This window comes from Pseudomonas sp. REB1044, from assembly GCF_038813925.1.
In the GTDB taxonomy this organism is placed as follows: domain Bacteria; phylum Pseudomonadota; class Gammaproteobacteria; order Pseudomonadales; family Pseudomonadaceae; genus Aquipseudomonas; species Aquipseudomonas boreofloridensis.
Window position 1 is genome coordinate 551562 of record NZ_CP046139.1, and the last position, 19046, is coordinate 570607.

The 19046-nt window shown below is 57.7% G+C and carries 18 protein-coding genes; all 18 read left to right on the forward strand.

All coding sequences use genetic code 11. The features are described 5' to 3' along the window. Positions 1–108: 108 nt before the first annotated feature. The 18 genes from rplJ to rpmC all read left to right on the forward strand — a co-directional run bounded on the left by rplJ (position 109) and on the right by rpmC (position 19046). Complete coding sequence (gene rplJ, locus GKC70_RS02495) at positions 109–609, forward strand: 50S ribosomal protein L10 (protein ID WP_029614620.1); 501 nt, start codon at positions 109–111, stop codon at positions 607–609. 80 nt (positions 610–689) lie between these two features. Next, on the forward strand, positions 690–1058 hold the full coding sequence (gene rplL / locus GKC70_RS02500) for a 50S ribosomal protein L7/L12 (RefSeq protein ID WP_029614619.1): 369 nt from the start codon (positions 690–692) through the stop codon (positions 1056–1058). 220 nt (positions 1059–1278) lie between these two features. Continuing rightward, a complete protein-coding gene (gene rpoB, locus GKC70_RS02505) occupies positions 1279–5352 on the forward strand; it encodes a DNA-directed RNA polymerase subunit beta (protein ID WP_039581072.1) in 4074 nt (1357 codons plus the stop codon). A gap of 63 nt (positions 5353–5415) precedes the next feature. Next, the gene (rpoC, locus tag GKC70_RS02510; protein WP_029614354.1) at positions 5416–9615 is read left to right on the forward strand and encodes a DNA-directed RNA polymerase subunit beta'; all 4200 of its coding nucleotides are present in this window, start codon (positions 5416–5418) and stop codon (positions 9613–9615) included. A 210-nt stretch (positions 9616–9825) separates the two neighbouring features. Continuing rightward, positions 9826–10197, forward strand: a complete 372-nt coding sequence (gene rpsL / locus GKC70_RS02515; protein ID WP_003257088.1) for a 30S ribosomal protein S12 — start codon at positions 9826–9828, stop codon at positions 10195–10197. A gap of 106 nt (positions 10198–10303) precedes the next feature. Continuing rightward, a complete protein-coding gene (rpsG, locus tag GKC70_RS02520; RefSeq protein WP_003246741.1) occupies positions 10304–10774 on the forward strand; it encodes a 30S ribosomal protein S7 in 471 nt (156 codons plus the stop codon). Between the two features lie 30 nt (positions 10775–10804). Beyond that, the gene (fusA, locus tag GKC70_RS02525) at positions 10805–12952 is read left to right on the forward strand and encodes an elongation factor G (RefSeq protein ID WP_342650352.1); all 2148 of its coding nucleotides are present in this window, start codon (positions 10805–10807) and stop codon (positions 12950–12952) included. Positions 12953–12979: 27 nt separating this feature from the next. Further along, the gene (gene tuf, locus GKC70_RS02530; RefSeq protein WP_342650351.1) at positions 12980–14173 is read left to right on the forward strand and encodes an elongation factor Tu; all 1194 of its coding nucleotides are present in this window, start codon (positions 12980–12982) and stop codon (positions 14171–14173) included. 141 nt (positions 14174–14314) lie between these two features. Then, complete coding sequence (gene rpsJ, locus GKC70_RS02535) at positions 14315–14626, forward strand: 30S ribosomal protein S10 (RefSeq protein WP_003186070.1); 312 nt, start codon at positions 14315–14317, stop codon at positions 14624–14626. Positions 14627–14707: 81 nt separating this feature from the next. After that, positions 14708–15343, forward strand: coding sequence for a 50S ribosomal protein L3 (rplC, locus tag GKC70_RS02540; protein WP_039581041.1), 636 nt, complete (start codon positions 14708–14710; stop codon positions 15341–15343). A 12-nt stretch (positions 15344–15355) separates the two neighbouring features. Continuing rightward, positions 15356–15958, forward strand: coding sequence for a 50S ribosomal protein L4 (gene rplD / locus GKC70_RS02545; protein WP_009397517.1), 603 nt, complete (start codon positions 15356–15358; stop codon positions 15956–15958). Continuing rightward, on the forward strand, positions 15955–16254 hold the full coding sequence (rplW, locus tag GKC70_RS02550) for a 50S ribosomal protein L23 (RefSeq protein ID WP_029614574.1): 300 nt from the start codon (positions 15955–15957) through the stop codon (positions 16252–16254). The genes rplD and rplW overlap by 4 nt, the downstream gene beginning before the upstream one ends. Positions 16255–16268: 14 nt before the next feature. After that, positions 16269–17093, forward strand: coding sequence for a 50S ribosomal protein L2 (gene rplB / locus GKC70_RS02555; protein WP_029614573.1), 825 nt, complete (start codon positions 16269–16271; stop codon positions 17091–17093). A gap of 16 nt (positions 17094–17109) precedes the next feature. Next, positions 17110–17385, forward strand: coding sequence for a 30S ribosomal protein S19 (rpsS, locus tag GKC70_RS02560; protein WP_010486981.1), 276 nt, complete (start codon positions 17110–17112; stop codon positions 17383–17385). An 11-nt stretch (positions 17386–17396) separates the two neighbouring features. Beyond that, entirely contained in the window at positions 17397–17729 is a 333-nt protein-coding gene (gene rplV, locus GKC70_RS02565) for a 50S ribosomal protein L22 (protein WP_003103908.1), read from the forward strand. 13 nt (positions 17730–17742) lie between these two features. Next, entirely contained in the window at positions 17743–18429 is a 687-nt protein-coding gene (gene rpsC / locus GKC70_RS02570) for a 30S ribosomal protein S3 (RefSeq protein ID WP_003255481.1), read from the forward strand. A 12-nt stretch (positions 18430–18441) separates the two neighbouring features. Then, a complete protein-coding gene (rplP, locus tag GKC70_RS02575; RefSeq protein WP_009397508.1) occupies positions 18442–18855 on the forward strand; it encodes a 50S ribosomal protein L16 in 414 nt (137 codons plus the stop codon). Next, positions 18855–19046: a 50S ribosomal protein L29 gene (rpmC, locus tag GKC70_RS02580; RefSeq protein ID WP_002555481.1), complete on the forward strand. Its 192-nt coding sequence runs from the start codon at positions 18855–18857 to the stop codon at positions 19044–19046. The genes rplP and rpmC overlap by 1 nt, the downstream gene beginning before the upstream one ends.

Below are 19046 nucleotides of genomic sequence, written 5' to 3' on the forward strand. Positions count from 1 at the left end.
TTAAAACCCAAGCCTACGCAGATGGTGCTCCCGATTCGCTCGCGAATCAGACACCAAAACGACATCCGGCCTCGGCCAGATGAAACGGTAGAAACCAGGAGTAAACCCGTGGCAATTAAACTCGAAGACAAGAAGGCCATCGTCGCTGAAGTCAACGAGGCTGCCAAAGTCGCTCTGTCCGCTGTCGTGGCTGATGCCCGTGGTGTGACTGTAGGCGCAATGACCGGACTCCGTAAAGAGGCTCGTGAAGCTGGTGTTTATGTACGTGTCGTACGTAACACCCTGCTCAAGCGTGCTGTTGCTGACACTGAATTCAGTGTTCTCAACGACGCTTTCACCGGCCCGACCCTGATCGCGTTCTCCAACGAGCACCCGGGCGCCGCTGCCCGTCTGTTCAAGGAATTCGCCAAGGGTCAGGACAAGTTCGAGATCAAGGCAGCTGCGTTCGACGGCAAGTTCCTTGCCGCTAACCAGATCGACGTGCTGGCAACTCTGCCAACTCGCGACGAGGCTATCGCACAGCTGATGAGCGTGATCCAAGGTGCAACCAGCAAGCTGGCACGTACCCTGGCTGCTCTGCGCGACCAGAAAGAAGCAGCGGCTGCCTGAGGCAGCGTAGTTTCTCTCGAAATCAAACGTTTAATTTGATGGCCGCGTAGGCTGTCACCCCAATACAGGAATTCATAGTCATGTCTCTGACTAACGAGCAAATCATCGAAGCGATCGGCCAGAAAACCGTTCTGGAAATTGTTGAACTGATCAAAGCGATGGAAGAAACCTTCGGCGTTACCGCTGCTGCCGCTGTTGCCGCTGGCCCAGCTGCTGCCGCTCCTGCTGCCGAAGAGCAAACCGAGTTCAACGTTGTCCTGCTCGAAGCTGGCGACAAGAAAGTGAACGTCATTAAAGCCGTTCGCGAACTGACTGGTCTGGGCCTGAAAGAAGCCAAAGAGAAAGTCGATGGCGCTCCTCAGGTCGTAGCTGAAGGCGTTTCGAAAGAAGCCGCTGAAGACGCTAAGAAGAAGCTGGAAGAAGCTGGCGCTAAAGTCGAGCTGAAGTAATTTCGACTTTGCGACTGCAGCCTGAGCGTCAAGCGTAGGGCTGATGGCTGGTGGCCTGTGCCACCGGCCTTTTTCCGTTATTGGTGGCCGATCCTGTCGGCCCCGATAACGAGCTGCAAGACACCCATGTGGGTGGCGCAAACCAAGGGGTTTGCACGATTTTCTGGCTGCTCCCGCCGGGAGAAGCCAAACAAGCAGGTGACCAAGCTGGGGAACGCTGATGGCTTACTCATACACTGAGAAAAAACGTATCCGCAAGGACTTTAGCAAGTTGCCGGACGTCATGGATGTGCCGTACCTCCTGGCCATCCAGCTGGATTCGTATCGCGAATTCCTGCAGGCGGGAGCATCCAAGGATCAGTTCCGCGACGTCGGTCTGCATGCGGCCTTCAAATCGGTATTCCCGATCATCAGCTACTCCGGCAATGCTGCCCTGGAGTACGTAGGCTATCGCCTGGGCGAGCCTGCCTTCGATGTGAAGGAATGTGTCCTGCGTGGCGTGACCTTCGCGGTCCCACTGCGGGTCAAGGTGCGCCTGATCATCTTCGACAAAGAGTCGTCGAACAAAGCGATCAAGGACATCAAAGAGCAAGAAGTCTACATGGGTGAAATCCCCCTGATGACTGAGAACGGTACCTTCGTTATCAACGGTACCGAGCGTGTGATCGTTTCCCAGCTGCACCGTTCGCCAGGTGTGTTCTTCGACCACGACCGTGGCAAGACTCACAGCTCCGGCAAGCTGCTGTACTCCGCTCGCATCATTCCTTACCGCGGCTCGTGGTTGGACTTCGAGTTCGATCCGAAGGACTGCGTGTTCGTGCGTATCGACCGTCGTCGCAAGCTGCCGGCGTCCGTCCTGCTGCGCGCGCTGGGCTACAGCACCGAAGAGATCCTGGACACCTTCTACACCACCAACGTATTCCACGTTTCCGGCGAGAAGTTGAGCCTGGAGCTGGTTGCCCAGCGTTTGCGTGGTGAAGTCGCGGTGATGGATATCACCGACGAAACCGGCAAGGTCATCGTCGAGCAGGGTCGCCGGATCACCGCGCGTCACATCAACCAGATCGAGAAGTCCGGCGTCAAACAGCTGGAAGTCCCGCTGGAATATGTCATTGGTCGCACCACTGCCAAGGCCATCGTGCATCCGGCAACGGGTGAGATCCTGGCTGAGTGCAATACTGAGCTGACTACCGATCTGCTGGTCAAAATCGCCAAAGCTCAGGTCGTGCGCATCGAGACGCTGTACACCAACGACATCGACTGCGGTCCGTTCATTGCCGATACGCTGAAGATCGACACTACCAGCAACCAGCTGGAAGCACTGGTCGAAATCTATCGCATGATGCGTCCAGGCGAGCCGCCGACCAAGGACGCTGCCGAAACCCTGTTCAACAACCTGTTCTTCAGCGCTGAGCGTTACGACCTGTCGGCCGTAGGCCGCATGAAGTTCAACCGTCGTATCGGTCGGACCGAGATCGAAGGTTCGGGCGTGCTGAGCAAGGAAGACATCGTTGACGTGCTGAAGACGCTGGTCGACATCCGTAACGGCAAGGGCATCGTCGACGACATCGACCACCTGGGCAACCGTCGCGTACGTTGCGTTGGCGAGATGGCCGAGAACCAGTTCCGTGTTGGCCTGGTGCGCGTAGAGCGTGCAGTCAAGGAACGTCTGTCGATGGCTGAAAGCGAAGGCTTGATGCCGCAGGACCTGATCAACGCCAAGCCGGTTGCGGCGGCGGTGAAGGAGTTCTTCGGTTCCAGCCAGCTTTCCCAGTTCATGGACCAGAACAACCCGCTCTCCGAGATCACTCACAAGCGCCGCGTTTCCGCGCTCGGCCCAGGTGGTCTGACCCGTGAGCGTGCCGGCTTCGAAGTGCGTGACGTACACCCGACCCATTATGGCCGCGTGTGCCCCATCGAAACGCCGGAAGGTCCGAACATCGGTCTGATCAACTCCCTGGCGGCCTATGCCCGCACCAACCAGTACGGCTTCCTGGAAAGCCCGTACCGCGTGGTGAAAGAAGGTGTGGTCAGCGACGACATCGTGTTCCTGTCGGCAATCGAAGAGGCCGATCATGTGATCGCCCAGGCTTCGGCTGCGATGAACGACAAGAAGCAGCTCATCGATGAGCTGGTTGCTGTTCGTCACCTGAACGAGTTCACCGTCAAGGCGCCGGAAGACGTCACCCTGATGGACGTTTCGCCGAAGCAGGTCGTTTCCGTTGCAGCCTCGCTGATTCCGTTCCTCGAGCACGACGACGCCAACCGTGCATTGATGGGCTCGAACATGCAGCGCCAGGCTGTACCCACCCTGCGTGCCGACAAGCCGCTGGTAGGTACCGGCATGGAGCGCAACGTTGCCCGTGACTCCGGCGTTTGTGTAGTCGCTCGTCGTGGCGGTGTAATCGACTCGGTCGATGCCAGCCGGATCGTGGTTCGCGTCGCGGATGATGAAGTCGAGACCGGCGAAGCCGGTGTGGATATCTACAACCTGACCAAGTACACCCGCTCGAACCAGAACACCTGCATCAACCAGCGTCCGCTGGTCAGCAAAGGTGACGTTGTCGCGCGTGGTGACATCATGGCCGATGGTCCGTCCACCGATATGGGTGAGCTGGCTTTGGGCCAGAACATGCGCATCGCGTTCATGGCGTGGAACGGCTTCAACTTCGAAGACTCCATCTGCCTCTCCGAGCGTGTGGTTCAGGAAGACCGTTTCACCACGATCCACATCCAGGAACTGACCTGTGTGGCGCGTGACACCAAGCTTGGCCCAGAGGAAATCACTGCGGACATCCCGAACGTGGGTGAAGCTGCGCTGAACAAGCTGGACGAAGCCGGTATCGTCTACGTAGGTGCCGAGGTTGGCGCCGGCGATATTCTGGTCGGTAAGGTCACTCCGAAAGGCGAGACCCAATTGACGCCAGAAGAGAAACTGCTGCGGGCGATCTTCGGTGAGAAGGCCAGCGACGTCAAAGATACCTCCCTGCGTGTGCCAACTGGCACCAAGGGCACCGTTATCGACGTTCAGGTCTTCACCCGTGATGGCGTCGAGCGCGACAGCCGAGCCCTGGCCATCGAGAAGATGCAGCTGGACGAGATCCGCAAGGATCTCAACGAAGAGTTCCGTATCGTTGAGGGCGCGACCTTTGAGCGTCTGCGCTCTGCGCTGAACGGCCAAGTGGTCGACGGCGGCGCGGGCCTGAAGAAAGGCACCGTGATCTCCGACGAAGTGCTGGGCGGTCTAGAGCATGGTCAGTGGTTCAAGCTGCGCATGGCCGAAGATGCACTGAACGAGCAGTTGGAAAAGGCTCAGCAGTACATCGTTGATCGCCGTCGTCTGCTCGACGACAAGTTTGAAGACAAGAAGCGTAAGCTGCAGCAGGGCGATGACCTGGCTCCAGGCGTACTGAAGATCGTCAAGGTCTACCTGGCTATCCGCCGTCGCATCCAACCGGGTGACAAGATGGCCGGTCGTCACGGTAACAAGGGTGTCGTCTCGGTGATCATGCCGGTTGAAGACATGCCGCATGACGCCAACGGTACACCGGTCGATGTCGTACTGAACCCGCTGGGCGTACCTTCGCGTATGAACGTCGGTCAGATTCTCGAAACCCACCTGGGCCTCGCGGCCAAAGGGCTGGGCGAGAAGATCGACCGCATGATCGAAGAGCAACGCAAGGCTGCCGAACTGCGTAGCTTCCTGACCGAGATCTACAACGAGATCGGTGGTCGTCAGGAAAACCTCGACGAGTTCTCCGATCAAGAGATCTTCGCCCTGGCCAACAACCTGAAGAAAGGCGTGCCAATGGCCACTCCAGTCTTCGACGGTGCCAAGGAGCGCGAGATCAAGGCCATGCTGAAGCTGGCCGATCTGCCAGAGAGCGGCCAGATGGTGCTGTTCGATGGTCGTACCGGCAACAAGTTCGAGCGTCCAGTGACCGTTGGTTACATGTACATGCTCAAGCTGAACCACTTGGTGGACGACAAGATGCACGCGCGTTCCACTGGTTCTTACAGCCTGGTTACCCAGCAGCCGCTGGGTGGTAAGGCGCAGTTCGGTGGTCAGCGTTTCGGGGAGATGGAAGTGTGGGCGCTGGAAGCATACGGCGCGGCATACACCCTGCAAGAAATGCTCACAGTGAAGTCGGACGACGTGAACGGCCGTACCAAGATGTACAAGAACATCGTGGATGGCGATCACCGTATGGAGCCGGGCATGCCCGAGTCCTTCAACGTGTTGATCAAAGAGATCCGTTCGCTCGGTATCGATATCGATCTGGAAACCGAATAACACGTGACGCGAAGGGGGTGGGGCAGGTAATGCCCGCTCCCTGCTCCGCCAGGAGGAAAGGCCTTGAAAGACCTACTGAATCTGCTGAAAAACCAGGGTCAAGTCGAAGAGTTCGACGCCATCCGCATCGGTCTGGCGTCGCCTGAAATGATCCGCTCGTGGTCGTTCGGTGAAGTCAAGAAACCGGAGACCATCAACTACCGTACGTTCAAGCCTGAGCGTGACGGCCTGTTCTGCGCCAAGATCTTTGGCCCAGTCAAGGACTACGAATGCCTGTGCGGCAAGTACAAGCGCCTCAAGCACCGCGGCGTGATCTGCGAGAAGTGCGGCGTTGAAGTTGCTCTGGCCAAGGTTCGTCGTGAGCGTATGGCGCACATCGAGCTGGCCTCGCCCGTTGCCCACATCTGGTTCCTGAAGTCGCTGCCGTCCCGTATCGGCCTGCTGATGGACATGACCCTGCGTGACATCGAGCGCGTGCTCTATTTCGAGAGCTACGTCGTCATCGATCCGGGCATGACCACGCTCGAAAAGGGTCAGTTGCTGAACGACGAGCAGTACTTCGAAGCGCTGGAAGAGTTCGGTGACGACTTCGACGCCCGCATGGGTGCCGAGGCTGTCCGCGAGCTGCTGCACGCGATCGACCTGGAGCACGAGATTGGCCGCCTGCGTGAAGAAATTCCGCAGACCAACTCGGAAACCAAGATCAAGAAGCTGTCTAAGCGCCTGAAGCTGATGGAAGCTTTCCAGGGCTCGGGCAACCTGCCTGAGTGGATGGTTCTGACCGTCCTGCCAGTATTGCCGCCGGACCTGCGTCCGCTGGTGCCGCTGGATGGCGGCCGCTTCGCGACCTCCGACCTGAACGACCTGTATCGTCGGGTGATCAACCGTAACAACCGTCTGAAGCGCCTGCTCGATCTGTCGGCACCGGACATCATCGTGCGCAACGAAAAGCGCATGCTGCAGGAAGCGGTCGACGCCCTGCTCGACAACGGCCGTCGCGGTCGCGCCATCACTGGCTCGAACAAGCGTCCGCTGAAGTCCCTGGCCGACATGATCAAAGGTAAGCAGGGTCGCTTCCGTCAGAACTTGCTCGGCAAGCGCGTGGACTACTCTGGCCGTTCGGTAATTACCGTAGGCCCGACCCTGCGTCTGCACCAGTGCGGTCTGCCGAAGAAGATGGCCCTCGAGCTGTTCAAGCCGTTCATTTTTGGCAAGCTGGAAATGCGTGGTCTGGCGACCACCATCAAGGCTGCCAAGAAGATGGTCGAGCGCGAGCTGCCTGAGGTGTGGGACGTGCTCGCCGAGGTGATCCGCGAACACCCCGTACTGCTCAACCGTGCACCGACCCTGCACCGTCTGGGTATCCAGGCGTTCGAGCCGGTTCTGATCGAAGGCAAGGCTATCCAGCTGCACCCGCTGGTTTGTGCTGCGTACAACGCCGACTTCGACGGTGACCAGATGGCCGTTCACGTGCCGCTGACGCTGGAAGCCCAGCTCGAAGCGCGTGCGCTGATGATGTCGACCAACAACATTCTGTCGCCAGCCAACGGTGAGCCAATCATCGTTCCGTCGCAGGACGTTGTACTGGGTCTGTACTACATGACCCGTGAGGCCATCAATGCCAAGGGTGAAGGTCGTGTATTCGCCGACCTGCAGGAAGTCGACCGCGTATTCCGCGCCGGCGAAGCCGCTCTGCACGCGAAAATCAAGGTTCGTATCAACGAAACCGTGAAAGAGCGTGACGGTTCTGTGGTCAAGAACACTCGTATCGTCGACACCACCGTCGGCCGTGCCCTGTTGTTCCAAGTCGTTCCGGCAGGTCTGCCGTACGACGTGGTCAACCAGCCGATGAAGAAAAAGGCCATTTCCAAGCTGATCAACCAGTGCTATCGCGTGGTTGGTTTGAAGGAAACCGTCATCTTTGCCGACCAGTTGATGTACACCGGCTTTGCCTACTCGACCATTTCCGGCGTTTCGATCGGTGTTAACGACTTCGTTATCCCTGACGAAAAAGCCCGCATCATTGGCTCGGCCACTGATGAAGTTAAAGAAATCGAGAGTCAGTACGCCTCCGGCCTGGTCACTCAGGGCGAGAAGTACAACAAGGTTATCGACTTGTGGTCGAAGGCGAACGACGAAGTGTCCAAGGCGATGATGGCCAACCTCTCGAAAGAGAAAGTCATCGACCGCGAAGGTAACGAAGTCGATCAGGAATCCTTCAACTCGATGTACATGATGGCTGACTCCGGTGCGCGGGGTTCCGCTGCACAGATCCGTCAGTTGGCCGGTATGCGTGGTCTGATGGCCAAGCCGGACGGCTCGATCATCGAGACGCCGATCACTGCGAACTTCCGTGAAGGTCTGAGCGTACTGCAGTACTTCATCTCGACCCACGGTGCTCGTAAGGGTCTGGCGGATACCGCACTGAAGACTGCGAACTCCGGTTATCTGACGCGTCGTCTGGTGGACGTCGCGCAGGATCTGGTGGTGACCGAGATCGACTGCGGTACCGACCACGGTCTGCTGATGACTCCGCACATCGAAGGCGGCGACGTCGTAGAGCCATTGGGCGAGCGCGTACTGGGTCGTGTCATTGCCCGTGACGTGTTCAAGCCGGGTACCGAAGACGTCATCGTTCCGGCCGGCACCCTGGTCGACGAGAAGTGGGTCGAATTCATCGAGCTGAACAGCATCGACGAAGTGATCGTGCGTTCGCCGATCAGCTGCGAAACCCGCTTCGGCATCTGCGCCAAGTGCTACGGTCGCGATCTGGCCCGTGGTCACCAGGTGAACATCGGTGAAGCTGTCGGCGTCATCGCCGCGCAGTCGATCGGTGAGCCGGGTACCCAGCTGACCATGCGTACCTTCCACATCGGTGGTGCTGCAAGCCGTACTTCGGCTGCCGACAGCGTTCAGGTGAAGAATGGCGGCATGGTGCGTCTGCATAACCTGAAGCAGGTCGAGCGTGCCGATGGCAATCTGGTCGCGGTATCGCGTTCCGGTGAACTGGCCATTGCCGACGAGTTCGGTCGTGAGCGTGAGCGCTACAAACTGCCGTACGGTGCCGTGATTTCGGTGAAGGAAGGCGACAAGGTCGAAGCTGGCGCCATCGTCGCCAAGTGGGACCCGCACACCCACCCGATCGTCACCGAACTGAAAGGTACCGTGACCTTCGTGGGCATGGAAGAGAACATCACCATCAAGCGCCAGACCGACGAACTGACCGGTCTGACCAACATTGAAGTGATGGACGTGAAGGATCGCCCGGCTGCTGGCAAGGAAATCCGTCCAGCGATCAAGATGGTCGATGCCAATGGCAAGGATCTGTACCTGCCAGGTACCGACGTACCGGCTCAGTACTTCCTGCCAGCCAATGCCCTCGTCGGTGTGGCTGACGGTGCTCAGATCGGTGTCGGTGACGTTATCGCGCGTATTCCGCAGGAAACGTCCAAGACCCGCGACATCACCGGTGGTCTGCCGCGCGTTGCCGACTTGTTCGAGGCGCGTCGTCCGAAGGAAGCGTCGATCCTGGCGGAAGTCAGCGGTACTATCGCGTTCGGTAAAGAGACCAAGGGCAAGCGCCGTCTGGTCATTACCCCGACCGACGGCAGCGATCCGTACGAAGAGCTGATTCCGAAATGGCGCCACCTGAACGTCTTCGAAGGCGAACAGGTCAACCGCGGTGAGGTGATCTCGGACGGTCCGAGCGATCCGCATGACATTCTGCGTCTGCTGGGTGTGAGCGCGCTGGCGAAGTACATCGTCAACGAGATCCAGGACGTGTACCGTCTGCAGGGCGTGAAGATCAACGACAAGCACATCGAGACCATCCTGCGTCAGATGCTGCGCAAGGTCGAGATCAGCGAGTCGGGCGACTCCAGCTTCATCAAAGGCGACCAGATGGAACTGACTCAGGTGCTGGTGGAGAACGAGCGTCTGGCCAGCGAAGACAAGTTCATCTCGAAGTTCTCGCGTGTGCTGCTGGGTATCACCAAGGCCTCGCTGTCCACCGAATCGTTCATCTCGGCGGCTTCCTTCCAGGAAACCACCCGTGTACTGACCGAGGCGGCGGTAACCGGCAAGCGCGACTATCTGCGCGGTCTGAAAGAGAACGTGGTCGTGGGTCGTCTGATCCCGGCGGGTACCGGTCTGGCTTACCACAGCGAGCGCAAGCGTCGTCGTGATGCCGACAAACCGCTGCGTGTGAGCGCCAGTGAGGTGGAAGCCGCACTGACCGAAGCGCTGAATTCCAGCGGTAACTAAGGTAGAGGTGGGGCCCCGGCCTCTTCCTCCCCGCATCGATGACATGAATTGTTGCCGATGACCGGGCAGGAAGGGTCGGGGCCTTGTCTTGACTGGGTGCAAGATCCTCTTTAGACTTTTGTACCCTTAAATTTGGTGAGGCTCCGTCTCGCCAATTTTTGGCTTTCTTGCAAGACAATAGCGTCGCAAGACATTCAGTGGAGCTAGTAGATGGCAACTATCAACCAGCTGGTACGTCAGCCGCGCAAGCGTACCGTCGAGAAATCCGACGTACCTGCGCTGCAGAACTGCCCGCAACGCCGTGGCGTGTGCACCCGTGTGTACACCACCACGCCGAAAAAACCTAACTCGGCACTGCGTAAAGTATGCCGTGTGCGTCTGACCAACGGTTTCGAGGTTTCCTCGTACATCGGTGGTGAAGGCCACAACCTGCAAGAACACAGCGTCGTCCTGATCCGTGGCGGCCGTGTAAAAGACTTGCCAGGTGTTCGTTACCACACCGTTCGCGGCTCTCTGGATACTTCGGGCGTCAAAGGCCGTAACCAGGGTCGTTCGAAGTACGGTACCAAGCGTCCGAAGTAATCGGCCGTTTGCAGACATCCATTTATTTGAGTCGATAAGAGTAAGGTCGGGCAGGGGTCGAAGACCCAAGTCCCGGGCTAACCTGAAGACCGTTTGAGGGCTTATCATGCCAAGACGTCGTGTAGCAGCAAAACGTGAGATCCTGGACGATCCGAAATACGGATCGCAGATCCTCGCCAAGTTCATGAACCACGTGATGGAAAGCGGCAAGAAGGCCGTAGCCGAGCGCATCGTTTACGGTGCTCTGGATACCGTCAAAGCACGCAAGAACAGCGACCCCCTGGAAATCTTCGAGAAAGCTCTCGACGCCATCGCTCCGCTGGTCGAAGTCAAGTCCCGCCGTGTCGGCGGTGCCACTTACCAGGTTCCGGTTGAAGTTCGTCCATCCCGTCGTAACGCTCTGGCAATGCGCTGGCTCGTAGACTACGCCCGCAAGCGCGGCGAGAAGTCGATGGCTCTGCGCCTGGCTGGCGAGCTGCTGGATGCTGCTGAAGGCAAGGGTGCTGCAGTCAAGAAGCGTGAAGACGTGCACCGTATGGCCGAGGCCAACAAAGCGTTCTCGCACTACCGCTTCTAATTCAAGCATCAATCATTTTGCGAGGGCTTTATGGCTCGTACTACAGCAATTAACCGCTACCGTAACATCGGTATCTGCGCGCACGTTGATGCGGGTAAGACTACCACTACCGAGCGGATCCTGTTCTACACAGGTCTGAGCCACAAGATGGGCGAGGTCCACGACGGCGCCGCGACCACCGACTGGATGGTGCAGGAGCAGGAGCGGGGGATCACCATTACCTCCGCTGCCGTTACCACCTTCTGGAAAGGTTCCCGTGGTCAGTACGACAACTACCGCGTAAACGTCATCGATACCCCCGGCCACGTTGACTTCACCATTGAAGTTGAACGTTCGCTGCGTGTACTCGACGGCGCGGTCGTCGTGTTCTGCGGTACTTCCGGCGTTGAGCCGCAGTCCGAAACCGTATGGCGCCAGGCCAACAAGTACGGTGTTCCACGTGTTGTCTACGTGAACAAGATGGACCGCGCGGGTGCCAACTTCCTGCGCGTTGTCGGTCAGATCAAGAATCGTCTGGGTCATACCCCGGTTCCGGTCCAGCTGGCTATCGGTGCAGAAGATGACTTCCAGGGTCAGGTTGACCTGATCAAGATGAAAGCCATCTACTGGAACGATGACGACAAAGGCACCTCCTATCGTGAGGAAGAAATTCCTGCCGATATGCTGGAGTTGGCTGAAGAGTGGCGCAACAACATGGTTGAAGCCGCCGCCGAAGCCAGCGAAGAGCTGATGAACAAGTACCTTGAAGAAGGTGAGCTGACCGTCGAAGAGATCAAGGCAGGCCTGCGCGCGCGCACCCTGGCCAGCGAAATCGTTCCGGCTGTCTGCGGTTCGTCGTTCAAGAACAAGGGCGTTCCCCTGGTTCTCGACGCTGTCATCGACTTCCTGCCAGCACCGACTGAAATCCCTGCGATCAAGGGTATCCACCCTGATCTGGCAGAAGTGCCGAAGGATGAAGTCACTGCTGAGCAGTATGACGAGCGCCACGCTAGCGACGACGAGCCGTTCTCGGCTCTGGCTTTCAAGATCGCTACCGACCCGTTCGTTGGCACCCTGACCTTCGTTCGTGTCTATTCGGGCTTCCTGACCTCTGGTGACTCCGTCATCAACTCGGTCAAGGGCAAGAAAGAGCGCGTTGGCCGTATGGTGCAGATGCACGCCAACCAGCGTGAAGAGATCAAGGAAGTGCGCGCTGGTGACATCGCCGCTCTGATCGGCATGAAGGACGTCACCACTGGTGACACCCTGTGCAACGCCGACAAGCCGATCATCCTTGAGCGTATGGACTTCCCGGAGCCGGTAATTTCGCTCTCCGTAGAGCCGAAAACCAAGGCTGACCAGGAGAAGATGGGTATCGCGCTGGGCAAGCTGGCCCAAGAAGACCCGTCGTTCCGCGTCAAGACCGACGAAGAAACCGGCCAGACCATCATCTCGGGTATGGGCGAGCTTCACCTGGACATCCTCGTTGACCGTATGAAGCGCGAGTTCAACGTTGAGGCGAACATCGGTAAGCCGCAGGTTTCGTACCGCGAGAAGATCACCAAGTCCAACGTCGAAATCGAAGGCAAGTTCGTTCGTCAGTCGGGCGGTCGTGGTCAGTTCGGTCACTGCTGGATCCGTTTCTCGGAGCCGGATCAGGATGACAAGGGCAACATCACCGAAGGTCTGGTGTTCTCGAACGAAGTCGTCGGTGGTGTGATTCCTAAGGAATACATCCCTGCGATCCAGAAGGGTATCGAAGAGCAGATGAAGAACGGCGTCGTCGCCGGCTATCCTCTGATCGGTCTCAAGGCCTCGGTATTCGATGGTTCGTACCACGACGTCGACTCCAACGAAATGGCGTTCAAGATCGCTGCTTCGATGGCAACCAAGCAACTGGCCCAGAAGGGTGGTGGCGTGGTCCTCGAGCCGATCATGAAGGTCGAAGTTGTAACCCCGGAAGACTACCTGGGTGACGTGATGGGTGACCTGAACCGTCGTCGTGGTCTGGTACAGGGTATGGATGAGTCGGTCTCCGGCCGCGTCGTCCGCGCTGAAGTTCCGCTCGGAGAGATGTTCGGTTACGCGACCGACGTTCGTTCCATGTCTCAGGGTCGCGCAAGCTACTCCATGGAATTCTCCAAATACGCCGAAGCTCCGTCGAACATCGTCGAAGCACTCGTTAAAAAACAAGGCTAATCCCCTTTAGGCAAGAGGTTCACTGTCGTGGCTAAAGAAAAATTTGATCGTTCCCTTCCCCACGTTAACGTCGGCACCATCGGCCACGTTGACCACGGTAAGACCACTCTGACCGCAGCTCTGACTCGCGTTTGCTCCGAAGTTTTCGGTTCGGCAGCCGTTGAGTTCGACAAGATCGACTCGGCTCCGGAAGAAAAAGCGCGCGGTATCACCATCAACACCGCTCACGTTGAGTACAACTCGACCATTCGTCACTACGCTCACGTTGACTGCCCAGGTCACGCTGACTACGTGAAGAACATGATCACCGGTGCTGCCCAGATGGACGGCGCGATCCTGGTGTGCTCGGCCGCTGATGGTCCGATGCCGCAAACCCGTGAGCACATCCTGCTGTCCCGTCAGGTTGGCGTTCCGTACATCGTGGTCTTCCTGAACAAGGCTGACTTGGTAGACGACGCTGAGCTGCTGGAACTGGTCGAGATGGAAGTTCGCGACCTGCTGTCCACCTACGACTTCCCAGGCGACGACACCCCGATCATCATCGGTTCGGCTCGTATGGCGCTGGAAGGCAAAGACGACAACGAAATGGGCACTACTGCTGTCAAGAAGCTGGTAGAGACTCTGGATAGCTACATTCCTGAGCCAGTTCGTGCCGTCGACCAGCCGTTCCTGATGCCGATCGAAGACGTATTCTCGATCTCGGGCCGTGGTACCGTTGTAACGGGTCGTATCGAGCGTGGTATTGTCCGCGTTCAGGATGCGCTGGAAATCGTTGGTCTGCGTGACACCGTCACCACCACCTGCACCGGCGTTGAGATGTTCCGCAAGCTGTTGGACGAAGGTCGTGCTGGCGAGAACTGCGGCGTTCTGCTGCGTGGTACCAAGCGTGACGACGTTGAGCGTGGCCAGGTTCTGGTCAAGCCAGGTTCGGTCAAGCCGCACACCAAGTTCACCGCAGAAGTCTACGTCCTGTCGAAGGAAGAAGGTGGCCGTCACACGCCGTTCTTCAAAGGCTACCGTCCTCAGTTCTACTTCCGTACCACTGACGTGACCGGTAACTGCGAACTGCCGGAAGGCGTTGAAATGGTAATGCCAGGTGACAACATTCAGATGACTGTCACTCTGATCAAGACCATCGCAATGGAAGACGGTCTGCGCTTCGCCATCCGTGAAGGCGGTCGTACCGTCGGCGCCGGCGTCGTAGCTAAAATCATCGAGTAATCACTCGACCGATTGAAAAAGCCCCCGCTCAGCGGGGGCTTTTTTTATTGGGTTGACACTAAATGGGGGCGTCTATAGAATCACGCCTCCTTTTAGCGGGCGTAGTGCGTCCGTTGGGAACAGCCTGGAGTCTGAAATCCAATGCAAAATCAGCAAATCCGTATCAGGTTGAAGGCTTTCGACCATCGCCTGATCGACCAATCCACCCAGGAAATCGTGGAAACCGCGAAACGTACTGGTGCACAAGTGCGTGGTCCAATTCCACTGCCTACCCGCAAAGAGCGTTTCACCGTTCTGGTCTCCCCGCACGTCAACAAAGACGCGCGTGACCAGTACGAGATTCGCACTCATAAGCGCGTTCTGGACATCGTCCAGCCGACGGATAAAACCGTTGATGCGCTGATGAAGCTTGATCTTGCGGCAGGTGTGGAAGTGCAGATCAGCCTCGGCTAAGACTTCGGTCCTAGTCGTGTAACGCTCTGAAATGGGCGGCCATAGCGGGTGAAAGCCCCGTACACTCATGAGGTTTACAACATGACTATTGGTGTAGTCGGTCGCAAATGCGGTATGACCCGCGTTTTCACCGAAGAAGGTGTCTCCATTCCGGTCACGGTCATTGAGATCGAGCCGAATCGCGTCACCCAGTTCAAAACTGAAGAATCCGATGGCTACCGTGCAGTGCAAGTCACTGTCGGCGAGCGTCGTGCTTCGCGCGTGACTGCCGCTCAGGCAGGTCACTTCGCCAAGGCTAACGTTGCCGCTGGTCGCGGTGTCTGGGAGTTCCGTCTTGAAGAAGGCGATTTCCAGGCTGGCGATCTGATCAAAGCTGAACTCTTCACTGCAGGCCAGCTGGTAGACGTAACCGGTCAGTCCAAAGGTAAAGGCTTCGCCGGTACCATCAAGCGTTGGAACTTCCGTGGTCAGGACAACACCCACGGTAACTCCGTATCGCACCGTGTCCCTGGCTCCATCGGCCAGTGCCAGACTCCTGGTCGTGTATTCAAGGGCAAGAAGATGTCCGGTCACATGGGCGCCGAGCGCGTGACTGTTCAGTCCCTGGAAGTAGTACGCGTAGACGCTGAACGCAACCTTCTGCTGATCAAGGGTGCCGTTCCAGGCGCTACTGGCGGCGACGTGGTTGTGCGTCCAGCTGTCAAGGCTCGCGGTTAAGGGGAAACTGACATGCAACTTAATGTAAATGACGCTCAGGCGATCGAAGTTTCCGAACTGACTTTCGGTGGCGAATTCAACGAGACGCTGGTACACCAAGCAGTCGTGGCCTACATGGCCGGCGGCCGTCAGGGCACCAAGCAGCAAAAGACCCGTTCCGACGTGGCCGGTGGCGGTAAACGCCCATGGCGTCAGAAGGGTACTGGCCGTGCTCGTGCCGGTACCACTCGTGGTCCGATCTGGCGTGGCGGTGGTGTCACCTTCGCAGCTCGCCCTCAAGATCACTCTCAGAAGCTCAACAAGAAGATGTACCGCGCAGCTCTGCGCTCCATCCTCTCCGAGCTGGTGCGTAGCGATCGTCTGGTCGTGGTTCAGGACTTCGCTGTCGAAGCGCCGAAAACCAAAGACTTGCTGAACAAGCTGAACGGCATGGGCCTGAACGATGTTCTGATCGTTTCGGACGCAGTTGATCAGAATCTGTACCTGGCTGCTCGTAACCTGCCGCACGTCGACGTACGTGACGTACAAGGTTCCGACCCGGTAAGCCTGATCGCCTACGAGAAAGTGTTGATCACTGTCTCCGCCGTGAAGAAATTCGAGGAGCTGCTGGGATGAACCAGGAACGCGTATTCAAAGTCCTCCTTGGCCCGCACGTTTCCGAGAAGGCTACCGTTCTGGCTGAGAAAAAAGGCCAGTTCGTATTCAAGGTTGCTACCGATGCAACCAAGCTGGAAATCAAGAAAGCTGTCGAAGGCCTGTTCAACGTAAAAGTTGAAAACGTGTCGACTGTCAACGTGATGGGTAAAACCAAGCGTACCGCACGTGGTCTGGGCAAGCGCAATGACTGGAAGAAGGCGATCGTATCCCTTCAGCCAGGCCAAGATCTCGATTTCAGCAGCAGTGCTGAGTAAGGAAGGGGTGCATCATGGCAATCGTTAAATGCAAACCGACTTCCCCTGGCCGCCGTTTCGTGGTCAAGGTGGTCAACAAGGAGCTGCACAAAGGCGCTCCTCACGCACCGCTGCTCGAGAAGAAATCGAAGTCTGGTGGTCGTAACAACAATGGCCGTATTACTACCCGTCATGTGGGTGGTGGTCATAAGCAGCACTACCGTCTGGTCGACTTCCGTCGCAACGACAAAGATGGCATCCCTGCCACTGTCGAGCGCGTCGAATATGACCCGAACCGTACTGCTCACATCGCACTGCTGTGCTACGCAGACGGCGAGCGTCGCTACATCATCGCCCCTAAAGGCGTGAGCGCTGGCGACCAGCTGATCGCAGGTGCACTGGCCCCAATCAAGGCTGGTAACTCCCTGCAGCTGCGCAACATCCCAGTAGGTAGCACCATTCACGGCATCGAGCTGAAGCCGGGTAAAGGTGCACAGATCGCTCGTTCCGCTGGCGCTTCGGCTCAGCTGATCGCTCGTGAAGGTGCCTATGTGACTCTGCGTCTGCGCTCCGGTGAGATGCGCAAAGTACTGGCTGAATGCCGTGCGACCCTGGGTGAAGTCTCGAACTCCGAGCACAGCCTGCGTTCGCTGGGTAAAGCAGGTGCTAAACGCTGGCGCGGCGTTCGCCCAACCGTTCGTGGTGTTGCCATGAACCCGGTTGACCACCCACATGGTGGTGGTGAAGGTCGTACCTCCGGTGGTCGTCATCCGGTATCGCCATGGGGCTTCCCAACCAAGGGTGCGAAGACCCGCGGTAATAAGCGTACCGACAACATGATCGTCCGTCGTCGCAAGTAACTAGAGGGATACGACAGTGCCACGTTCTCTGAAAAAAGGTCCTTTTATCGATCTTCACCTGCTGAAGAAGATCGAAGTGGCGGTGGAAAAGAACGATCGCAAGCCGGTGAAAACCTGGTCGCGCCGTTCGATGATCCTGCCACAAATGGTCGGTCTGACCATCGCGGTACACAACGGTCGCCAACACGTCCCCGTTCTCGTGAACGAAGACATGGTCGGCCACAAACTGGGCGAGTTCGCCGGTACCCGCACCTATCGCGGGCACGTGGCTGACAAGAAAGCCAAGCGTTAAGGGGTAAGGAAATGGAAGTAGCCGCTAAGTTGTCGGGCGCTCGAATCTCCGCCCAGAAAGCCCGCTTGGTCGCCGACCAGATCCGCGGGAAGAAGGTGGGCGAAGCGCTCAACCTGTTGGCCTTCAGCAGCAAAAAAGCCGCTGAAATCATGAAGAAAGTCCTCGAGTCGGCCGTTGCCAACGCCGAACACAACGAAGGCGCAGACGTTGATGACCTGAAGGTCTCCACCGTTTTCGTCAACGAAGGGCGTTCGCTTAAGCGCATCATGCCGCGTGCCAAAGGCCGCGCTGATCGCATCGTCAAGCGGTCTTGCCATATCACTGTCAAGGTTGCGGACAAGTAACGGAGTCGATCAGATGGGTCAGAAAGTACATCCCACTGGCATTCGCCTGGGAATCGTCAAGGAGCACACCTCCGTCTGGTACGCAGACGGTGCTACTTACGCAGATTACCTGTTGAAGGATCTGAAAACGCGTGAGTACCTCCAAGACAAACTAAAAAGCGCGTCCGTAAGCCGTATCGATATTCATCGTCCGGCTCAAACTGCACGCATCACCATCCACACTGCTCGTCCCGGTATCGTTATCGGCAAGAAAGGTGAGGATGTCGAGAAGCTGCGTCAGGACCTGACCAAGCAGATGGGTGTGCCTGTGCACATCAACATCGAAGAGATCCGCAAGCCGGAGCTCGACGCCATGCTGGTTGCTCAAAGCGTTGCCCAGCAGCTGGAGCGCCGCGTTATGTTCCGTCGCGCCATGAAGCGCGCAGTACAGAACGCCATGCGTATTGGTGCCAAGGGCATCAAGATCCAGGTGAGCGGTCGTCTCGGCGGTGCCGAGATCGCCCGTACTGAGTGGTATCGGGAAGGTCGTGTGCCACTGCACACCCTGCGTGCCGATATCGACTACAACACCTACGAAGCTCACACCACCTACGGTGTGATCGGTGTGAAGGTTTGGATCTTCAAAGGCGAAGTGATTGGTGGTCGCCAGGAAGAGCTGAAGCCGCAAGCACCAGCGCCTCGTAAAAAAGCTGCTAAGTAAGGGGTACGCCAAATGTTGCAACCAAAGCGTACAAAATTCCGCAAGCAGATGACCGGCCACAACCGTGGTCTGGCACTGCGCGGTAGCAAGGTCAGCTTCGGCGAGTTCGCCCTGAAAGCTGTTGCTCGCGGTCGCCTCACCGCCCGTCAGATCGAGTCGGCACGTCGTGCACTGACCCGTCACGTTAAGCGTGGCGGCAAGATCTGGATCCGCGTCTTCCCGGACAAGCCAGTTACCAAGAAGCCTCTCGAAGTGCGGATGGGTAAAGGTAAGGGTTCCGTGGAGTACTGGGTTGCCCAGATCCAGCCAGGCAAAGTCCTGTACGAGATCGAGGGTGTTTCTGAAGAGCTGGCGCGCGAAGCTTTCGCTCTGGCCGCTGCAAAGCTGCCTCTCGCCACCTCCTTTGTTAAGCGGACGGTGATGTGATGAAAGCGAATGAACTTCGTGAAAAATCGGCACAGCAACTGAACGAGCAACTGCTCGGCTTGCTGCGCGACCAGTTCAATCTGCGTATGCAGAAAGCAACTGGCCAGTTGGGGCAGTCGCACCTGCTCTCGCAAGTTAAGCGTGACATCGCTCGCGTGAAAACTGTGCTCAACCAGCAGGCAGGTAAGTGA

Coding starts and splice junctions, on each gene's coding strand:
- rplL (WP_029614619.1), top strand. CDS start 690: ATGTCTCTGACTAACGAGCAAATCATCGAAGCGATCGGCCAGAAAACC.
- rpoB (WP_039581072.1), top strand. CDS start 1,279: ATGGCTTACTCATACACTGAGAAAAAACGTATCCGCAAGGACTTTAGC.
- rpsL (WP_003257088.1), top strand. CDS start 9,826: ATGGCAACTATCAACCAGCTGGTACGTCAGCCGCGCAAGCGTACCGTC.
- rpsG (WP_003246741.1), top strand. CDS start 10,304: ATGCCAAGACGTCGTGTAGCAGCAAAACGTGAGATCCTGGACGATCCG.
- fusA (WP_342650352.1), top strand. CDS start 10,805: ATGGCTCGTACTACAGCAATTAACCGCTACCGTAACATCGGTATCTGC.
- rpsJ (WP_003186070.1), top strand. CDS start 14,315: ATGCAAAATCAGCAAATCCGTATCAGGTTGAAGGCTTTCGACCATCGC.
- rplC (WP_039581041.1), top strand. CDS start 14,708: ATGACTATTGGTGTAGTCGGTCGCAAATGCGGTATGACCCGCGTTTTC.
- rplD (WP_009397517.1), top strand. CDS start 15,356: ATGCAACTTAATGTAAATGACGCTCAGGCGATCGAAGTTTCCGAACTG.
- rplW (WP_029614574.1), top strand. CDS start 15,955: ATGAACCAGGAACGCGTATTCAAAGTCCTCCTTGGCCCGCACGTTTCC.
- rplB (WP_029614573.1), top strand. CDS start 16,269: ATGGCAATCGTTAAATGCAAACCGACTTCCCCTGGCCGCCGTTTCGTG.
- rplV (WP_003103908.1), top strand. CDS start 17,397: ATGGAAGTAGCCGCTAAGTTGTCGGGCGCTCGAATCTCCGCCCAGAAA.
- rpsC (WP_003255481.1), top strand. CDS start 17,743: ATGGGTCAGAAAGTACATCCCACTGGCATTCGCCTGGGAATCGTCAAG.
- rplP (WP_009397508.1), top strand. CDS start 18,442: ATGTTGCAACCAAAGCGTACAAAATTCCGCAAGCAGATGACCGGCCAC.
- rpmC (WP_002555481.1), top strand. CDS start 18,855: ATGAAAGCGAATGAACTTCGTGAAAAATCGGCACAGCAACTGAACGAG.